Below are 14971 nucleotides of genomic sequence, written 5' to 3' on the forward strand. Positions count from 1 at the left end.
ACGAGCGAATCCCAGGCAGGGTCAGCGCGTCGCGAACACCGGTGCCAGCGCCGCGTCCAGCCGGCCGAGCCACTGCCGGGCGGTGCCGCGCGCTCCGGGGAGGTCCGCGAGCAGGGTGGACCAGTCCGATTCCTCGACGGGAACCGCGTCCGGGTCGAATCCGTGCTCGGGTACGCTCCGGATGTAACCGCTGCCGACTCGGCGCAGCAACTCCGTGGTGAGCCGGGTGCGTTCGTCCTCGGCCAGCAGGACGGCGTCGTAGAGGTCCTTGCTTCGGGGCCGGCTGTCCTCGCCGCCGTCGAGATGCAGCCACACCAGCTTCCAGGCCAGGGACAGTTCCCGGCTCGCGGTACGCACCACCGGCCCCGGCCCGCCGTCGGCGCGCGGTATCCGGGTCCACACCGGAGGTTGGTGCAGCTTCTCGTCGAAGGCGAAGTCGAGCCGCGCCTCCCCCGGCGGCAGTCCCTCCGCCTCCCAGGGGATCAGGACGCGCATTCCGCCCGCGCCCTGCCCGTCGTACGCGTAGTCCCAAGTGCCGTCCCGACGCATGCCGTTCACGTCCAGGACCAGGCCCGGCGCCACCTCCGGCCGGTTCCCGATCCACTGGATCAGGTCCTCGTAGGCCGGGATCGGCCCCACCGGATCCGGGTCCGTATCCCAGCGAAGCCCCTCGGGCGGCGCGATCACCCGCACGCCGCGCGTCTCGAACTCCCGCTCACCGTCGGTCCAGATCTCGTATCCGGCCGCCCCGTCGACCGCCTCCGGCCATTGCTGCACGGTCGCGACGGCGTCGAGGTAGGGGTGTGGCGCCGACGGATCGATGGGGACGGTCGGCGCCGGCAGCACCACGAAGTCCAGGTCGGCCGGCTCCCGCGCCCGCTCTCCCATCCACGCGGCCATGGCCATGCTCCCGCGCAGCATCACACAATCGCTCCACGGCGCGGCCGCCACGAGCTCCAACAGGTGGTCGAGCACGGCACGATGGGCCGACCGCCGACGCACCGACGTATCCTCGTCCGGGTCGACGGCGTTTGCCATCCGCTCCTCCTCGACTTCGCGCCCGGCCGGCGACTGTACCGACCGAAGCCGACACGGCCCCCCGTCCCCCGACGGCATACGACCGCCGACGGCACACGACCGTCAGCGGTTGTCGCGGAGGTACGTGAGCACCGCCCGCACGCGGCGGTGACCGGCGTCGGACGCGAGCAGGCCGAGTTTGCCGAAGATGTTGCCGACGTGTTTGTGTACCGCGTTGGCGGTGATGAGCAGGATCTCGGCGATCTCGCCGTTGTCCAGGCCGCGGGCCATCAGCGCGAGCACTTCGTGCTCTCGGGGGCTGAGCGGTTCCAGGGGGCTGCCGGCGGCGGCCGTCATCAGTTGCGACAGGACCTCGGGATCCAGCACGGTCTCGCCGGCCACGACCCGCCGCAGGCTGTCCACGAATTCGCTCATCCGACCCACGCGGTCCTTGAGCAGGTAGCCGACGCCGCCCACGCCGTCGGACAACAGGTCCCGGGCGTAGACGTGCTCGACGTACTGCGACAGGACCAGGATCGGCAGGCCGGGGCGCATGCGGCGCAGTTCCAGTGCGGCGCGAAGTCCTTCGTCGCGAAACGTCGGCGGCAGCCGGACGTCCGTGACGACCAGGTCCGGCGCGTGTGTTCGCACCGCGGCGATCAGGCCGGGGGCGTCGGTGACCACCGCGTCGACGCCGATGTCCCGCGCGGAGAGGATGAGTTCGAGGCCGGTTGACAGCAGCGCGTTGTCCTCGGCGATCACGACGCGCACGGCAACTCCACGGTGACGACGGTGGGTCCGCCGATCGGACTGGTGATCGCCACCCGGCCGTCCAGCGCGGCCACGCGGCGCCGGATGCCGTCGATTCCGGTGCCGTTGCGCTCGTCCGCGCCGCCGACGCCGTCGTCCGCGACCTCGACCACCAGGGTGCCGTCACGGCGGGTCAGGCCGACGTGGGCGCGGCGTGCCCGGCTGTACTTGGTGGTGTTGGCGAGCGTTTCCGCCACGACGAAGTAGGCGGCGGCCTCGATGGCGGCGGGCAGTCGGCCGAGTTCGCCCAGCCGGACATCCGTGGTGACCCCGGTCCGGGCGGCGACCGCGTCGACGGCTCCCGCAAGGCCGCGGTCGGCCAGGATCGGCGGGTAAATGGCGTGGACGACGTCGCGCAGTTCGGTCAACACCTCCTCCGCCCCCTCCATCGCCTCGCGCAACAGGTCGGCGACGACCGGGTGTTGGGCGCCCAGGAGGTCCCGGGCGACGCCGAGCCGCATGGCCACCGCGACGAGACCGGCCTGGGCGCCGTCGTGCAGGTCGCGTTCGATGCGGCGCAACTCCGCGCCGTGGGCGTCGAGCACGTCCGCCCGGCTCGGGGCCGCCTTCATCGTCCGCGCGGCGCCGACCGGCCCCCGGTTCGAGGCGCGCACGCACACCCGGTCCCGCCACACCTCACACCACAGCGATTTCGCTCGGTCACGCACACTCGCCACTTTCTCGGCCCCGTTCCGGACACACAGCACGCACACCACCCACCACGCGCGGCGGCCTCGGGGCCGCGCACACTACGGCGACCCTATGAACGTGTGCGGCGCCCGGGCGTCCTTCCGGGGGACGAGTACCGGAGTACCGGATCCGCAGTACCCGGTCCGGGGTGTATCCGCCACATGCAGGCCGCCGCGGTGTCGGGGCCAGGCGTTCGCGTCCACCCTCCCCGACCATGACCAATACTTCTGGCATCTATCAGAACCATCTGTTGGAATTCTGATGGATCGGCGAGCAGGATGGAGTCGACGAAAGGCCGCGACACTCCGAGAAAGGAACAAGAGCCATGTCCGAGTACGAGAAGGCCATGCGTCCCGAGGACATCACCCGCCTGTTCGTGGAACGGTCCAACGCCGGCGACGCCGCCGGGGTCGCCGCGCTCTACGCGGAGGACGCCGTACTGGCCTACCCGCCGGGCAGCACGACCGTGGGCCGGGAGGCCATCCGCGAGCTGTGGGCGAAGGTGCTGGCCAACCGGCCGCATTTCGAGCCCGAGGAACCGCTGCCGACGCTGGTCAACGGCGACATCGCGCTCACCTCGACCCCGCCGAAGGACGGCTCCGGAGCCCGGGCCCAGGTGGTCCGACGCCAGCCCGACGGAAGCTGGCTGCGGGTGCTCGACCAGCCCGAATTCGCCCCACCCACCCGCTGAACCCCCGACGGCCGCCCCGACCCGGGCGGCCGTCGGCGTGCGCGGGGTCGGTCGGCGCCGGGTCGGTCGGCGCCGTTTCCCATCGGCCCCGCCCGCACCGATGAGTTTCGCGGGCGGTCGGCGTCTACCTCCACGACAGCGACACCGCACCGACCGCAGCACTCTGGAGCACATCATGAGGAAGATCACCGCCGGCCTGTTCATCTCGCTCGACGGCGTCGTGGAGGCGCCCGACCAGTGGCACTTCCCCTACTTCGACGACGAGATGGGGGCGGCCGTCGGCACGCTGCTCGAAACGTCCGACACCCTCCTGCTGGGTCGCAAGACGTATGACAGCTTCGCCGGAGCCTGGCCGGAGCGGGAGACGGCCGGTGGCGACGACGCCGCCTTCGGAAAGGCGATCGGCGACGCGCGCAAGATCGTGGTGTCGCGCGGCGAGTTGGCGTTCACCTGGCGCAACTCCGAGCAGTTGCGCGGTGACGTCGTCACCGCCGTCACCGCACTCAAGGACGAGCCCGGCGCCGACATCTCGATCAGCGGCTCGGTCTCGATCGTGCGCCTGCTGTTGGACGCCGGACTGGTGGACGAGTTGCACCTGTTCGTACACCCGATCGCGGTGCGCACCGGCATGCGGCTGTTCGCCGAGGGCGAGGAGGCGATCCCACTTCGGCTGATCTCGTCGAAGGCGTTCGGATCCGGCGTGCTCCACCTCGTGTACGGCCCGGCCGCCGCGGCCGAAGACGCCTCGTACGACGACGCCAAGGTGCACCTGTCCCGGTAGGGCCGGGCGCCGGTGTCGGCGGCGTGCACAGCATCGTGTTCGGCCGTCGCTCGTTCAACGGGGTATGAGCAACCACGCCTCGCCGCCCGACGGTTCCCGCCCCGCCGCGGATCCGCAGATCTCCCCCGAACAACGCGCGGCCCTGGAGCGGATCACCGCGGCCGGCGGCCGGGCCGGGGCCTGGCTGTGCGGCCTGGGCCGTCCGGGCGGCCCCGCCTGGGCCCTCGCCGGCGCCATCGAACACACGCTCGCCGAGTTGCGTCCGTACGGGCCGACCGAGGTGGACCCCCGCCCCGGTCTGGCCCGGCCCGGCGTCGACCGGGACCTGCTGCCCTACCTGGACCCGTACGCCAGCCCGGCCGGACCGGTGATCGGCGCGGTGCCCCTGACCGCCGCCGAGACCGTGGCGGTGATCACCACGGCCGGCTGCGCCCGCATCGCGCCGCTGACCATGTCCCGCCCGGACTGGGTCGGGCAACTCCACGCCCTGGCCGACACGATCGACGACGCACTCCGCCACGCCACACCCGTCGAGCCGGACCCCGGCGCGAACCCCCACCCGACCGCGTAGCCGCCGGCCGTCCGCGTCGGCCGCACCGGGACCTCACGCCCCACGCCCCGCCGCCCCGGTGGGATTCGAGTTCATCGCGACGGTTCGACGCCGGCCCGCTCCCCTGTGAAGCCCACACACCCGCACAACCCCCGATCTCCCCCGAACACCCGAATCGGGCCCCTGACCCGGCCGGGGCATGCGCTCATGCCGGCCGCGACGTCGGTCGGTCGGATGTGGGTTCGGGCTGGTCGGGGGGAATCCGGGTCAGCATTCTTGGGGGACGCAGGAATTCCAGAACGAGGGGCGGGCCGTGGCCGATCGATCCGTGGGTTTGGCTGACTTGGCGGTCCGGGTGCGGGACTCGGACCTGCCTCCCGTCGCGTCCGGGCATCTGTGGTGTACGGGGATCGCGGCGGCCATGGCGTCGTTGGCGGTGGTCGTGGCGGATGTGTACGCGTACTTCGTCTATCGGGACTGGCGGACCGACCTGGCCTCGCGCGTGCACACGTGGGTCGAGCCGGAGGCGTTATCGACCGGCGCGCGGATGGTGCCCCGCGGGAACGGCACCACCGACACGGCGGCGGCGGCCGTCTTCGTCACGAGCGTGACGATGATCGCCCTGGTCGTGTGGTGGACCGTGCTGGTCTCCCGGAACCGCGCGGCCTGGTACGGCCCTTCGCGCGGCTTCGGCGTCCTGTGCCGCTCTGGGCACCGGCGCACGGGGAGTGCCGGACGCGCCGGGATCGGCCCCACCCCGGTGCTGGTGTCGGCCGTGGGGATACTCGTGTTCACCACGCTCACCCGGCTGTTGGGCCTGGTCGGCAAGGACTGGAGCGGGCCGCTCGACGGGCAGATCCGGTCGGAGATGGGTTTCCTGCACTCCCGGATGGTGCTCGCCCTCGCCCACGCGACGGGCGCGCTCCTGATGGCGTTCGTGGTGACGACGACGACGCGACGACACCTGCGCCTGCCGAACCACCGACCGGATTCCGGGCCCGAGCCTGTTCCCCACCCCGTACCCGGCCCTGTTCCCGGGCCCGACGCACCGACGGATCGGGGCCGGTGACGCGTGCCCCGACCGATCGGAGTCGGCCCGCCCCGCCTACCGGTCGGCCGCCGGGGTCTGCCGGCGGATCATGTCCAGGAGCGCGGTGTGGGTTTCCCGGTCGGCCGCGGCGATCAGGCCGGCTGCCCCGGTGTACGGCGGACGGCCGTACAGGTCCGTCACCACGCAGCCGGCCGCCTCGCACAGCGCGATGCCGGCGGTGAAGTGCACGCTGTCGCGCAGATCGCCGTCGGTGACGTAGGCGGCCCGGCGGCCGGCGGCCACCCATGCGACGGCCAAGGTGGTGGACACCACGCGCGGCCGGAAGCCCGCGACGAAGTCGGGGTCGGCGAGGAGCCGGACCGCGCGGAACGACGGCGCGTTGGGGAACGGCGGATCGAGGTTCACATCCACCAGCCGCGACCCGGACGACGGCACCAAGTCCCGGTCCACGCCGTCGAGTCGACCGTGGGCCCCGGAACCGTCGGTCCAGAACACCTCGTCGGCGAACGGATCCGCCACGGCCGCCGCGACGGTCTCGGTACCCACCCGCAGGGCCACGTTCACCGCGACCAGCATGTTGCCCACCGCGTAGTTCAACGTGCCGCACAACGGATCGACCAGCCACCGGCGTTTCGCGTCCGCCGTACCGGTGTGGCCGCTCTCCTCGCCGGTGACCGCGTCGTCGGGCCGCGCGTCGCGGAGGGTGTCCAGGATGGCCCGCTCCGCGTCCAGGTCGGCGGCCGTGGCGAAGTCCCCGGCGCCCTTGTCGAACCGCTCCGGCGACGTCCCGTACATGCCACGCACCACGGCCGAGCCCGCCCGCGCCGCCCGTACGGCCAACCCCGCATCCGTCTCCATCTTCAAGATCGCCATGCGGGGAGCGTACGCGCCGTCCTCGACGAGCCCCCGGGCGGTCAGCACGTCGAGCACTCGGTGGTCGGCCCGTTCCCGTCCTCGGCCCCGACCAGGGGGGTCCCTGGCCCTCCGAGGTCGAGGGCGCTAAGCTCGTGCCGATGACTACTCACTCCGTCAACGGATTGGGGGTCCCCACCGCGCAAGGTGAGTGCTGATGCTCACTGCGATCGCGAATCGGGATTCCCGCCTCACCCTCTGGCTGCGCGTGCGCGAGTTCGCCGTGCCGCCCGCCATGATCGAGACCGCGACCACTCGCCGGCTGGCCGGTGACTGGCAGGCCGCCTGTACCGCCGCAGGCGTCGACGTCGACATCGATCTCCGCTTCGAAGCCCGCACGCGTGGCGGGGAGTTCGCCGCCCGGATCCGGGACGATCTGCGTGGTCTGGCACCGGATCTGCTGCGCTGGCACATGCCGAGGATCGCTCCCGACGGGCTGCTGCGCCCGGGTCTGACCGTGTCCCTGGCGCGGTACGACGTCGGGGAGCGCGGCGGCGCGCGGCCGGTGCACCTGGTGGCCCGCACCCCGCCCGCGTGGGCGGACGCCGGTCAGCGCATCGCCCTCGCCCTGTGGGACGGATCGCACCGCGACGCCGCCGGCTTCCGTCACCATCCGCACCGCCATCCCCATCGACGGTTCCGTCTGGACCTGCACCGACATCTCTGGGACGCCCGCCGCAGCGCCGAGCTGTGGATCCGTTCCGGGGCCGATCGGCCACCCTCCGAGGGGAGTTCGGGTCCGGATCCGACCTCGGCGGGACTGGACCCGACCTCGGCGGGACCGGTCCCGGCCGAGTGCGCCGTCGACCGATGGGCCGCCGAGGCCGCGATCCTGCTCCGGGCCGAGGGACGACCCGCCGGCACGGGCCTGGTCGCGGTGCGCTGCGGGGGCCGTCGCCGACTGGTCCTGCACGTGGTCGCGGACGATGACGGCCCCGAGCCGTCGACGGTACGGATTCCGGCCGTCGACACGCGACCCGGCGGCGACGCCACCGGGCTTCCGGTCCTGCCCGACGCGGCCACCTGGACACCACCCGACCTGGAACTGCTGCGCGCCGGCTTGATCGAGCCGGATCGGCTGCACCCGTTGGTCGCCGCGGCGTTGGTACCGGGCCATGTCCCGGGCGCGGCACCCGCCCGCGCGGACCACCCGTCGGGACGCCCGGACATCGTGGAATGCCGGGGCGCTCGCCACCGGATCGGCCTGGTCGACGGCGTACTCGCACCACTGGACCACGATCCGGCCGAGATCCGGCGCGAGGAGCTGCTGCACGCGCTGACCGGCACCCCGCTGCCCTGCCTCCAGGCCATCGACGCGGCACACCGTCGCCCGGACTGCATCGCGGGTGTCCGTGAACGTCTGGACCACGGCGACATCGCCGGCGCGCTCGCCGTCGTCGAGAGCCTGCTCGGCCCCGACGCACTCCCGCGCGGCGGCCTCCTCCGCGACGAACTGGAAGACGCCGCCGAACGGTTGATCACACATGGGTTGTTCCGAGCGGGCCTGGGCGGACCGGCGCCCGACCGCATCCCGCTCCCGGACCGTCCCCGTCCACGCACCCGCCGCGCCCATCCCCGGAACATGCACCCGCACTGACGCGAAACCGCCGACCGTTCCGGGAACTTCGAGCCGACGCACACCCATGTGCACTGCCGCGCGCACACCCGCGTGCGCTGCCGCGCGCGCTGCCGTGTGTACTGCCGCGCGCTTGTGGGTGCGCGTCTTCGCGTGCCCGAAGCTCCCGCACCCGAACCCAAAAGGTGATCGACCATGCCCACACGCACCCCACTCGACACCACCGCACCCCGCGGCACGTCCCAACTCGAGGTGGCCGCGGAGTTGTTGGCCCTCCTGCGGGACACCGCCACCGAACCCCGTCCCGATATCCAACTGGAGGCCCTGACCCTGGCCGTGGCCGCCGACCTGCCCGTACTGCTGTGGGGTGAACCCGGCATCGGCAAGACCGCCGCGCTCACCCAGCTCGCCGAGACCCTGGACCTACCGCTCACCACGGTGATCGCCAGTGTGCACGAGCCCTCCGACTTCTCCGGCCTGCCCATCGTCGGCGACGATCCGGCGACCGACGGGGTGCCGATGGCCCCGCCGGAGTGGGCCGTTCGCCTCGTGCGCGCCGGCCGCGGACTGCTGTTCCTGGACGAGTTGTCCACCGCGCCGCCCGCCGTACAGGCCGCCCTGCTCCGGCTCGTGCTCGAACGCCGGGTCGGCGCCCTGCAACTGCCACCCGGCATCCGGATCGTGGCCGCCGCCAACCCGCGCGCGTCGGCCGCCGACGGCTGGGAGCTGAGCCCGCCGATGGCGAACCGCTTCGTACACCTCCAGTGGGTGCACGACCACGACGTCGTGGTGCGCGGCCTCGGCGGCACCTGGCCGCGTGCCACCCTGCCCGTCCTGGACCCGACACGACTCGCCGAGGCCGTGGCCTTCGCCCGTCGGGCGGTCTGCGGGCTGCTCACCACCCGCCCCAAACTCGTCCACCTGCTGCCCACCTCGGAGACCCGTCGGGGCGGCGCCTGGCCGTCGCCGCGCAGCTGGGACATGACGGTGTCGCTGATCGCCTTCGCCACCGCGGCCGGGTCCTCCCGCGAGGTGTTGTCCCTCCTGGTCAGGGGCACCGTCGGGGACGGTCCGGGACTCGAACTGCTGGCCGCCCTGGACCGGATGGACCTCCCGGACCCCGAGGACCTGCTCGCCGACCCGACCCGCGCGATCCTGCCCGAGCGCGGGGATCTGCGTCAGGCCGTACTCGACGGCGTGGTCGAGGCGGTCCGCAAACGCCCCGACAAGCCCCGCTGGGACGCGGCCTGGGCGATCCTGGTCCGCGCGCTCGACACCGGCGCCCCGGACCTGGTGGTCGTCCCCGCCACCACTCTCGCCTCGCTGCGCGACCAGGACTGGGAGGTACCGGCATCGATCGAGCGATTGGCCGGAGCGGTGTCGCTGTCCCGGCGCGCGGACCGGGCGGCGGCCCGAACCGCGGTGGCCGCGCGGGCCGGTCGATGATCGCCGCCGCGCCGGGGGCGCTCGATCTGGACAAGCTCTACGCCGCCCGCCTGTACGCCGCCCGCGCCCGCCCGTACCTGGCCACCGCCCTGTACGCGCTGCACGTGGTCGAGTCGCGGACGGTGTCGACGATGGCCGTCGACCGGTACTGGCGGTGCTACGTCTCGCCGGTGTTCGTGGCCCGAACACCGGAGGAGGAATTGGCCTCCGTATGGGTGCACGAGGTGTCGCACCTGCTCCGCGACCACCACGGGCGCGGCGACCGCGTGGCACGCGAGCGCGGGCTGACCGGCCGCGGGGACCGGCTGCGGATGAACCTCGCCGCCGACTGCGAGATCAACGACGACGCGTTCGACGACGACCTGCCCCGGCCCGAAGGCGCCGTGCTGCCGGGCCTGTTCGGGCTGTCCGAGGGCGAGTTGATGGAGACCTACCTGCGCGAGATCGTGATGGGACTGGTCACGCGGGACCTGGCGTGGCTGGATTGCGGCAGCGGCGCCGACGGGTTGGAACGGGAGTGGGATCTGGGGCCGGACGGCGCGCACGGCCTGAGTGAGCAGGAGCGGGACGCGGTTCGGTTCCGGGTGGCGCAGGGCATCCGGGGTCGGCCCGGGCATGCCTCGAAGTCGTGGCGGCGGTGGGCGGAGGAGGTGTTCCATCCGCCGCAGCCGTGGCGGCAGTTGCTGGGCGCGGCGGTGCGCTCGGCGGTGGCCGGCGCCGGCGGTGCGGACGACTACACGTACGGCCGACCGGCCCGCCGTTCGGCCGGCGTACCCGGCGTCGTGTTGCCGAGCCTGCGTCGCAAACCGCCCCGGGTGGCCGTGGTGGTCGATACGTCCGCGTCGGTGAGCGACGCCGAACTGGGCAGCGCCCTCCTCGAGGTGGCCGCCATCTCCCGCGCCGTGGGCGGCCGGCGCGACCTGGTCACCGTGGTGTCGTGCGACGCGGCGGCCCGGATCGTGCAACCGCTGTGCGACGGCGAGGGCATCACGCTGCTCGGCGGCGGCGGTACGGACCTGCGCTCGGGCTTCGCCAAAGCCCTGCGCGGCAGCCCCCGCCCCGACGTCGTCGTGGCGCTGACGGATGGTCAGACCCCCTGGCCCAGCGCCCGCCCGTCCTGCCGCACGGTGGTCGGCCTGTTCCCCCGCATCCACGACTACTCCGCGAACGAGGACGACCCCGACTACGTTCCGGACCTCCCACCCGACTGGGCCCATGTGGTGACCATCGGCCCAACTCCCTGACCGACCCCGGGGGTCCACCGACGTGTCGACCTCGCCGTCCCGGCGTCGCGGTGTCGGACCGGAATGCAAGCATGGGGGTTCCCGGGGTCGTGTCGACGAACCCGTGAACGGTCCGGCCTGCCGAGGAGGTCATCATCAGCGACGCCACCGGCCTGTGCATCGCGCCCCGCCCCGACGGCGGGTGCCGCGCACCGGCCCTGCCCGACGCCCCGGTTCCGCTGTGCGCCGAACACGTGGCCGCCACCTGCGAGTTCGCCCACGACGGCTGGTCCGACGACGAGGAGGAGACCCCCTCCGGCCGGCGCCCGCGCCGACAACCCACCGAGGTCACCATGCTCGGAGAGGGGCTCGTCTACTTCGTCCGCACCGATCGACGGATCAAGATCGGTTTCACCACCGACCTGCGCCGCCGGCCCGACCGGTCCGCCCCGGGCGAGGTCCTGCACACCGAACCCGGCTCGATCGCCGACGAACGCCGCCTGCACGCGGCGTTCCAGGACCTGCGCCTCCGCGGCGACTGGTTCCGCGCCGACCCGCGCCTGCTCGACCACATCGCCGCCCTCAAGGCGAAGGCGACCGCGTAGGTCAGGCGTCCTCTTCGGCCTGCACCGCCGCCAGGACGTGGCGGGCGTTGGTGGTCATCGCCCGGTTGGTTTCGCGGTAGTACGGGAGGGCGATCAGGGCCTGGGACAGGGTGCGGGCCCGGCCTCGGGCCCAGGCCGCGTCGTCGACGTCGAGGGCGTCGCGGAAGGTCCGCCTCGCGCCGGCGGGCAGCAGGTTCCAGGCCGGGAACAGGTCGCAGGCCGGGTCGCCCAGCCCCACACACCCGAAGTCGATCACCGCGGTCAACCGCCCGGCCTCGTCCACCAGCACGTTGCCCGGCATCAGGTCGGCGTGCAGCCACACCGGCGGCTCGTCCCGACCCGCGTCGGCCCGCAGTCCGTCCTCCCATACCGCGATCGCGGCATCGCAGTCGACGCCTTCCTCCGGGATCGCGCGCAATTCCTCGATCGCCGACCGGGTCGAGGCGTCGAGCGCGGAGAGCGGTCCGCCCCGATGGGCCTTCGGCGCTCCCGAAAGCTCGACCCCGCGCATCGCCGCCACGAACCCGGCCAGGTCCTCGGCCAGCCGCTCGGGTGCCCGCAGCGCGCCCGGCTCCGGGTTCTCCCCCGCCAGCCACCGGTACACCGACCACGGCCAGGGATACCCGTCGGCCGGCTCCCCCGCGCCCAACACCTCCGGCACCGACGTCGGCAGCAGCCCGGCAAGGCGCGGCAACCACTCCCGCTCCAGCGTGACGTCCGCGACCGCGCCGCGCACCAGCGGCAACCGCACGACCATCTCCGCGCCCAGCCGGTACATCCCGTTCACCGTGCCACCCGACGGAAACCGCTCCACCGGGAGTTGCGCCCATCGAGGGAACTGCCGGGCGACCAACCGCCGCACGAGGTCGGCGTCGACGGGGTGCATACCGGTGTGCATCCGGCCTGTATTCATCACCCGACCATCCGATCGCCCACCCGCGACACCCGTCAACCGCTTTACCGCCCGCCGCCCGGCATACGCGGCGCGCCCGCGCCCGAGGCGACCCCGCTCACACTCCCCAGCGCGACTGCGCCGCCGCCGCCTCCATCTCGGTGCGGCCCGTCCCGTCCTCGCCTCGTTCGCGCAGCAGTTCGCCGGGGAGGCTGTAGCGGGGGGCGTTCCGCGGATTCCGGCGGGCGTGGCGGGCGATTTCCTCGGCCAGCGTCTCGGCCATCCGCAGCCGAGGGTGTTCGGCGTGGATCGTCCGGGCCTGGGCGTCGTCTACACAGTCGGTGTCCACCCCGAAATCGATGGCGATGCCCCTGCGGGTCAGGTACGACAGCGTGCCGCGGCGCTCGGCGATCCCGGCCGAGGTGTGCAGCGCGATGGCCTCCCAGACCCGGTCGACGTCGGCGGCGGCCACCCCGCCCTCGGTCAGGAACGCCGCGGCCATGTCGGCCCCTTCGACCTCGAATCGTTGCCGCCCCTCGGCGTCCGGGCAGGTCCCGAGGTCGTGCAGCGCGCAGGCCGAGAACAGCAGGTCCGGGTCGAAGTCCGCGCCGGGCCGCAGCCCGTCGTACGCGGCTTGCAACACGGCGAATCGATAGCTGCGGAAGCTGTGCTCCGCGGTCGGCCGCGACGTGCGGGCCCGCACGTGCTCGATCGTCCGACGGGCCAGGGGGTGGTGGGAACGGCGGCGACTGTGTCCATGCCCCGACCGTAGTCGGCGGGTCGACATCGAGAGCAGTGGCACGAATGCCATTGGTCGATAGCATCGTGCCATGGCCCCCACAGCCCGCACCGGGACCGACGCCTCGGTGCCACGCTTGCCCCACCATGTCGTCGTCCTGGCCCAACCCGGCGTCCTGGCCCTCGACTTCGGCATCCCGATCCAGGCCTTCGGCGACTGGGAGGGGAGCCCGTACCGGGTCACCGTCTGCACCGAGCACCCCGGCCCCGTCCCGATCCACGGCGGCCCGTCGCTGCTCGTCGACCGCGGTCTGGACGCCCTCGCCGACGCCGACACGATCGTCGTGCCCGGCCTGGTCCCGCCCGACCCCCCGTCGCCGCCGCTGCGCACCGCCCTCGCCGAGGCCGCCGCCCGAGGCGCCCGCATGGTGTCGATCTGCACCGGCGCGTTCGTCCTTGCCGGCGCGGGGCTGCTGGACGGCCGTCGCGCCACCACCCACTGGCAACGCGCCGCCGAACTGGCCCACCGGTACCCGTCGGTGCGCATCGAGCCGCAGGTGCTCTACGTCGACGAGGGCGACGTACTGACCTCGGCGGGCGTGGCCGCAGGCATCGACCTGTGCCTGCACATCATCCGCGCCGATCTCGGCGCCGCGATCGCCAACCAGCGGGCCCGCGCCCTCGTCGCCGCGCCGCATCGCGCGGGCGGCCAGGCGCAGTACATCGCCCACCCCACGCCGCCCGAACGCGGTGGCGGGCTCGACGGGTTGCGCGCCTGGGCGCTGCGGCACCTGGACGAACCGCTGACCGTCGACCTGCTGGCCCAACGCGCCCGGCTGTCCCGGCGCACCCTCATCCGCCGCTTCCACGAGGAGACCGGACTGGCGCCCATGCAGTGGTTGTCCGACGCCCGCGTGGACCGGGCCCGCGAACTCCTCGAAGGCTCCGACCTGTCCATCGCCGCCGTGGCCCGCCGATCCGGCCTCGGCACCCCCGCCAACCTGCGCACTCTCTTCAAACGCCGCCTCGGCGTACCTCCCAGCACCTACCGCGCCACCTTCGACACGGCCGCCCACCCCGCCCCGGGCACCTTGTAGCACCGGCCGGCCGACGAGTCCAGGCCCCACGCACTGCGACGCCGCTATCGGCAGCACGCTGCGTGACGTTCGATCACGGTGGTGCGGGCGGGGCGCGCGGCGGGCGGATTACGGCATTCGTGGCATGCCGTGGTCCGGCACGGCGCGCTTGCCTCCGAGTCGGTCGTCCCCCGTGTTGGACTCGGCGGCGTGGCGAGGCGGTGGGCGCGCGGACGCATGCGCGCGGCATCGGTCGCGACCGGCATCGGCATCGGCGGCAGTCGTGGACAGGAGCGGTGATGGCACGCGGCACACACATCGAGGATCGGGAGCACGGCCGGCGCTGTCCGCTGGGCGCCGCGTCGGCGCACCCGTGCGGCGGCCCGACCGACGAGCGCGGCGTGCCGATGCTGGGCCGCTCGCCGGCCGTCGGCGACGAGGACGGTCCGCCCGGGTGCGGGGTACACCTGGGCGAGGTGCTGGTGATGCGCGATCCGGATCTGTGGATCGGCGTACTCTTCGACGCGCCCACCGACCGGGTCGGCGACTTCGACGGCGACGCCGGGGCGGTCGCGGAGTTCGCCGAACATCTCGCCCTCGACGTGGCCGACCAGCGCGTCGACGAACTCGACGACCGCGACGGCTTCGTCGCCCGCCCGGTGACCGCGGACGAACTCGACAGGGCGGTCGAATACGCCCTCGGCGCCATCGGCGTCGCGTAATCACGGAAACCCGTACGGTAACCGATCCGCCATCCTCGTTTCGGGACAACGGGCAAGGCACGCGCCCACGCCCCTTCCCGCGCCCCTCCCCCGGCCACCGCCGGCCCGCATCTCTCCGGCGGCTTCGGTGTCGACTGGCGATGCTCCGGACCAACCGCGAAGCTGGAAATCGGACCGGCATTCGGGTGCCC

The 14971-nt window shown here is 73.2% G+C and carries 16 protein-coding genes; 10 read left to right on the top strand and 6 right to left on the bottom strand.

The features are described 5' to 3' along the window. Positions 1 to 21 precede the first annotated feature (21 nt). From B4N89_RS44265 to B4N89_RS44275, 3 genes are all read right to left on the bottom strand, one after another. Entirely contained in the window at positions 22 to 1038 is a 1017-nt protein-coding gene (locus B4N89_RS44265; RefSeq protein WP_101897554.1) for a nucleotidyl transferase AbiEii/AbiGii toxin family protein, read from the bottom strand. 102 nt (positions 1039 to 1140) lie between these two features. Then, entirely contained in the window at positions 1141 to 1788 is a 648-nt protein-coding gene (locus tag B4N89_RS44270; protein WP_078982265.1) for a response regulator, read from the bottom strand. Further along, the gene (locus tag B4N89_RS44275) at positions 1776 to 2495 is read right to left on the bottom strand and encodes a sensor histidine kinase (RefSeq protein ID WP_235619344.1); all 720 of its coding nucleotides are present in this window, start codon (positions 2493 to 2495) and stop codon (positions 1776 to 1778) included. Before B4N89_RS44275 ends, B4N89_RS44270 begins: the two co-directional genes overlap by 13 nt. 347 nt (positions 2496 to 2842) lie before the next feature. Between B4N89_RS44275 and B4N89_RS44280 the strand changes: the two genes are divergently transcribed. The 4 genes from B4N89_RS44280 (at position 2843) to B4N89_RS44295 (ending at position 5608) form a co-directional block, all read left to right on the top strand. Continuing rightward, positions 2843 to 3208: a YybH family protein gene (locus B4N89_RS44280; protein ID WP_078982266.1), complete on the top strand. Its 366-nt coding sequence runs from the start codon at positions 2843 to 2845 to the stop codon at positions 3206 to 3208. Between the two features lie 175 nt (positions 3209 to 3383). Then, positions 3384 to 3989: a dihydrofolate reductase family protein gene (locus B4N89_RS44285; RefSeq protein WP_201261178.1), complete on the top strand. Its 606-nt coding sequence runs from the start codon at positions 3384 to 3386 to the stop codon at positions 3987 to 3989. 64 nt (positions 3990 to 4053) lie between these two features. Continuing rightward, on the top strand, positions 4054 to 4560 hold the full coding sequence (locus B4N89_RS44290) for a hypothetical protein (RefSeq protein WP_078982267.1): 507 nt from the start codon (positions 4054 to 4056) through the stop codon (positions 4558 to 4560). A 307-nt stretch (positions 4561 to 4867) separates the two neighbouring features. Next, positions 4868 to 5608 carry a hypothetical protein gene (locus B4N89_RS44295; RefSeq protein ID WP_143658308.1) on the top strand — a complete coding sequence of 247 codons (741 nt, stop codon included), beginning with the start codon at positions 4868 to 4870 and terminating at the stop codon, positions 5606 to 5608. Positions 5609 to 5644: 36 nt separating this feature from the next. Here the strand turns inward: B4N89_RS44295 and B4N89_RS44300 are convergent, their stop codons facing one another. After that, a complete protein-coding gene (locus B4N89_RS44300; protein ID WP_078982429.1) occupies positions 5645 to 6463 on the bottom strand; it encodes an inositol monophosphatase family protein in 819 nt (272 codons plus the stop codon). Between the two features lie 196 nt (positions 6464 to 6659). Between B4N89_RS44300 and B4N89_RS44305 the strand changes: the two genes are divergently transcribed. From B4N89_RS44305 to B4N89_RS44320, 4 genes are all read left to right on the top strand, one after another. Beyond that, entirely contained in the window at positions 6660 to 8099 is a 1440-nt protein-coding gene (locus B4N89_RS44305) for a hypothetical protein (protein ID WP_078982430.1), read from the top strand. Between the two features lie 174 nt (positions 8100 to 8273). Beyond that, complete coding sequence (locus B4N89_RS44310) at positions 8274 to 9524, top strand: AAA family ATPase (RefSeq protein WP_078982269.1); 1251 nt, start codon at positions 8274 to 8276, stop codon at positions 9522 to 9524. After that, positions 9521 to 10768 (top strand): DUF2201 family putative metallopeptidase, encoded by a 1248-nt coding sequence (locus B4N89_RS44315; protein WP_078982270.1) that lies wholly within the window; start codon positions 9521 to 9523, stop codon positions 10766 to 10768. The genes B4N89_RS44310 and B4N89_RS44315 overlap by 4 nt, the downstream gene beginning before the upstream one ends. Positions 10769 to 11001: 233 nt before the next feature. Next, positions 11002 to 11352 (top strand): GIY-YIG nuclease family protein, encoded by a 351-nt coding sequence (locus B4N89_RS44320; protein ID WP_078982271.1) that lies wholly within the window; start codon positions 11002 to 11004, stop codon positions 11350 to 11352. A 1-nt stretch (position 11353) separates the two neighbouring features. Here B4N89_RS44320 and B4N89_RS44325 read toward each other — a convergent pair whose 3' ends face one another. Beyond that, a complete protein-coding gene (locus tag B4N89_RS44325) occupies positions 11354 to 12250 on the bottom strand; it encodes an aminoglycoside phosphotransferase family protein (RefSeq protein ID WP_078982272.1) in 897 nt (298 codons plus the stop codon). Positions 12251 to 12362: 112 nt separating this feature from the next. Next, the gene (locus B4N89_RS44330) at positions 12363 to 12947 is read right to left on the bottom strand and encodes an HD domain-containing protein (protein WP_201261180.1); all 585 of its coding nucleotides are present in this window, start codon (positions 12945 to 12947) and stop codon (positions 12363 to 12365) included. A gap of 127 nt (positions 12948 to 13074) precedes the next feature. Between B4N89_RS44330 and B4N89_RS44335 the strand changes: the two genes are divergently transcribed. Both B4N89_RS44335 and B4N89_RS44340 read left to right on the top strand, forming a co-directional pair. Continuing rightward, positions 13075 to 14079 carry a GlxA family transcriptional regulator gene (locus B4N89_RS44335; RefSeq protein ID WP_078982273.1) on the top strand — a complete coding sequence of 335 codons (1005 nt, stop codon included), beginning with the start codon at positions 13075 to 13077 and terminating at the stop codon, positions 14077 to 14079. A gap of 278 nt (positions 14080 to 14357) precedes the next feature. Next, on the top strand, positions 14358 to 14780 hold the full coding sequence (locus tag B4N89_RS44340; protein WP_078982274.1) for a hypothetical protein: 423 nt from the start codon (positions 14358 to 14360) through the stop codon (positions 14778 to 14780). The last annotated feature ends 191 nt before the right edge of the window (positions 14781 to 14971 follow it).

Source organism: Embleya scabrispora (genome assembly GCF_002024165.1).
GTDB lineage: Bacteria > Actinomycetota > Actinomycetes > Streptomycetales > Streptomycetaceae > Embleya > Embleya scabrispora_A.

What these genes read in the sequence shown, in the direction of transcription:
- B4N89_RS44265 (WP_101897554.1), bottom strand. Translation starts at nt 1,038, where the DNA reads ATGGCAAACGCCGTCGACCCGGACGAGGATACGTCGGTGCGTCGGCGG.
- B4N89_RS44280 (WP_078982266.1), top strand. Translation starts at nt 2,843, where the DNA reads ATGTCCGAGTACGAGAAGGCCATGCGTCCCGAGGACATCACCCGCCTG.
- B4N89_RS44285 (WP_201261178.1), top strand. Translation starts at nt 3,384, where the DNA reads ATGAGGAAGATCACCGCCGGCCTGTTCATCTCGCTCGACGGCGTCGTG.
- B4N89_RS44290 (WP_078982267.1), top strand. Translation starts at nt 4,054, where the DNA reads ATGAGCAACCACGCCTCGCCGCCCGACGGTTCCCGCCCCGCCGCGGAT.
- B4N89_RS44300 (WP_078982429.1), bottom strand. Translation starts at nt 6,463, where the DNA reads ATGGCGATCTTGAAGATGGAGACGGATGCGGGGTTGGCCGTACGGGCG.
- B4N89_RS44305 (WP_078982430.1), top strand. Translation starts at nt 6,660, where the DNA reads ATGCTCACTGCGATCGCGAATCGGGATTCCCGCCTCACCCTCTGGCTG.
- B4N89_RS44310 (WP_078982269.1), top strand. Translation starts at nt 8,274, where the DNA reads ATGCCCACACGCACCCCACTCGACACCACCGCACCCCGCGGCACGTCC.
- B4N89_RS44315 (WP_078982270.1), top strand. Translation starts at nt 9,521, where the DNA reads ATGATCGCCGCCGCGCCGGGGGCGCTCGATCTGGACAAGCTCTACGCC.
- B4N89_RS44325 (WP_078982272.1), bottom strand. Translation starts at nt 12,250, where the DNA reads ATGCACACCGGTATGCACCCCGTCGACGCCGACCTCGTGCGGCGGTTG.
- B4N89_RS44335 (WP_078982273.1), top strand. Translation starts at nt 13,075, where the DNA reads ATGGCCCCCACAGCCCGCACCGGGACCGACGCCTCGGTGCCACGCTTG.
- B4N89_RS44340 (WP_078982274.1), top strand. Translation starts at nt 14,358, where the DNA reads ATGGCACGCGGCACACACATCGAGGATCGGGAGCACGGCCGGCGCTGT.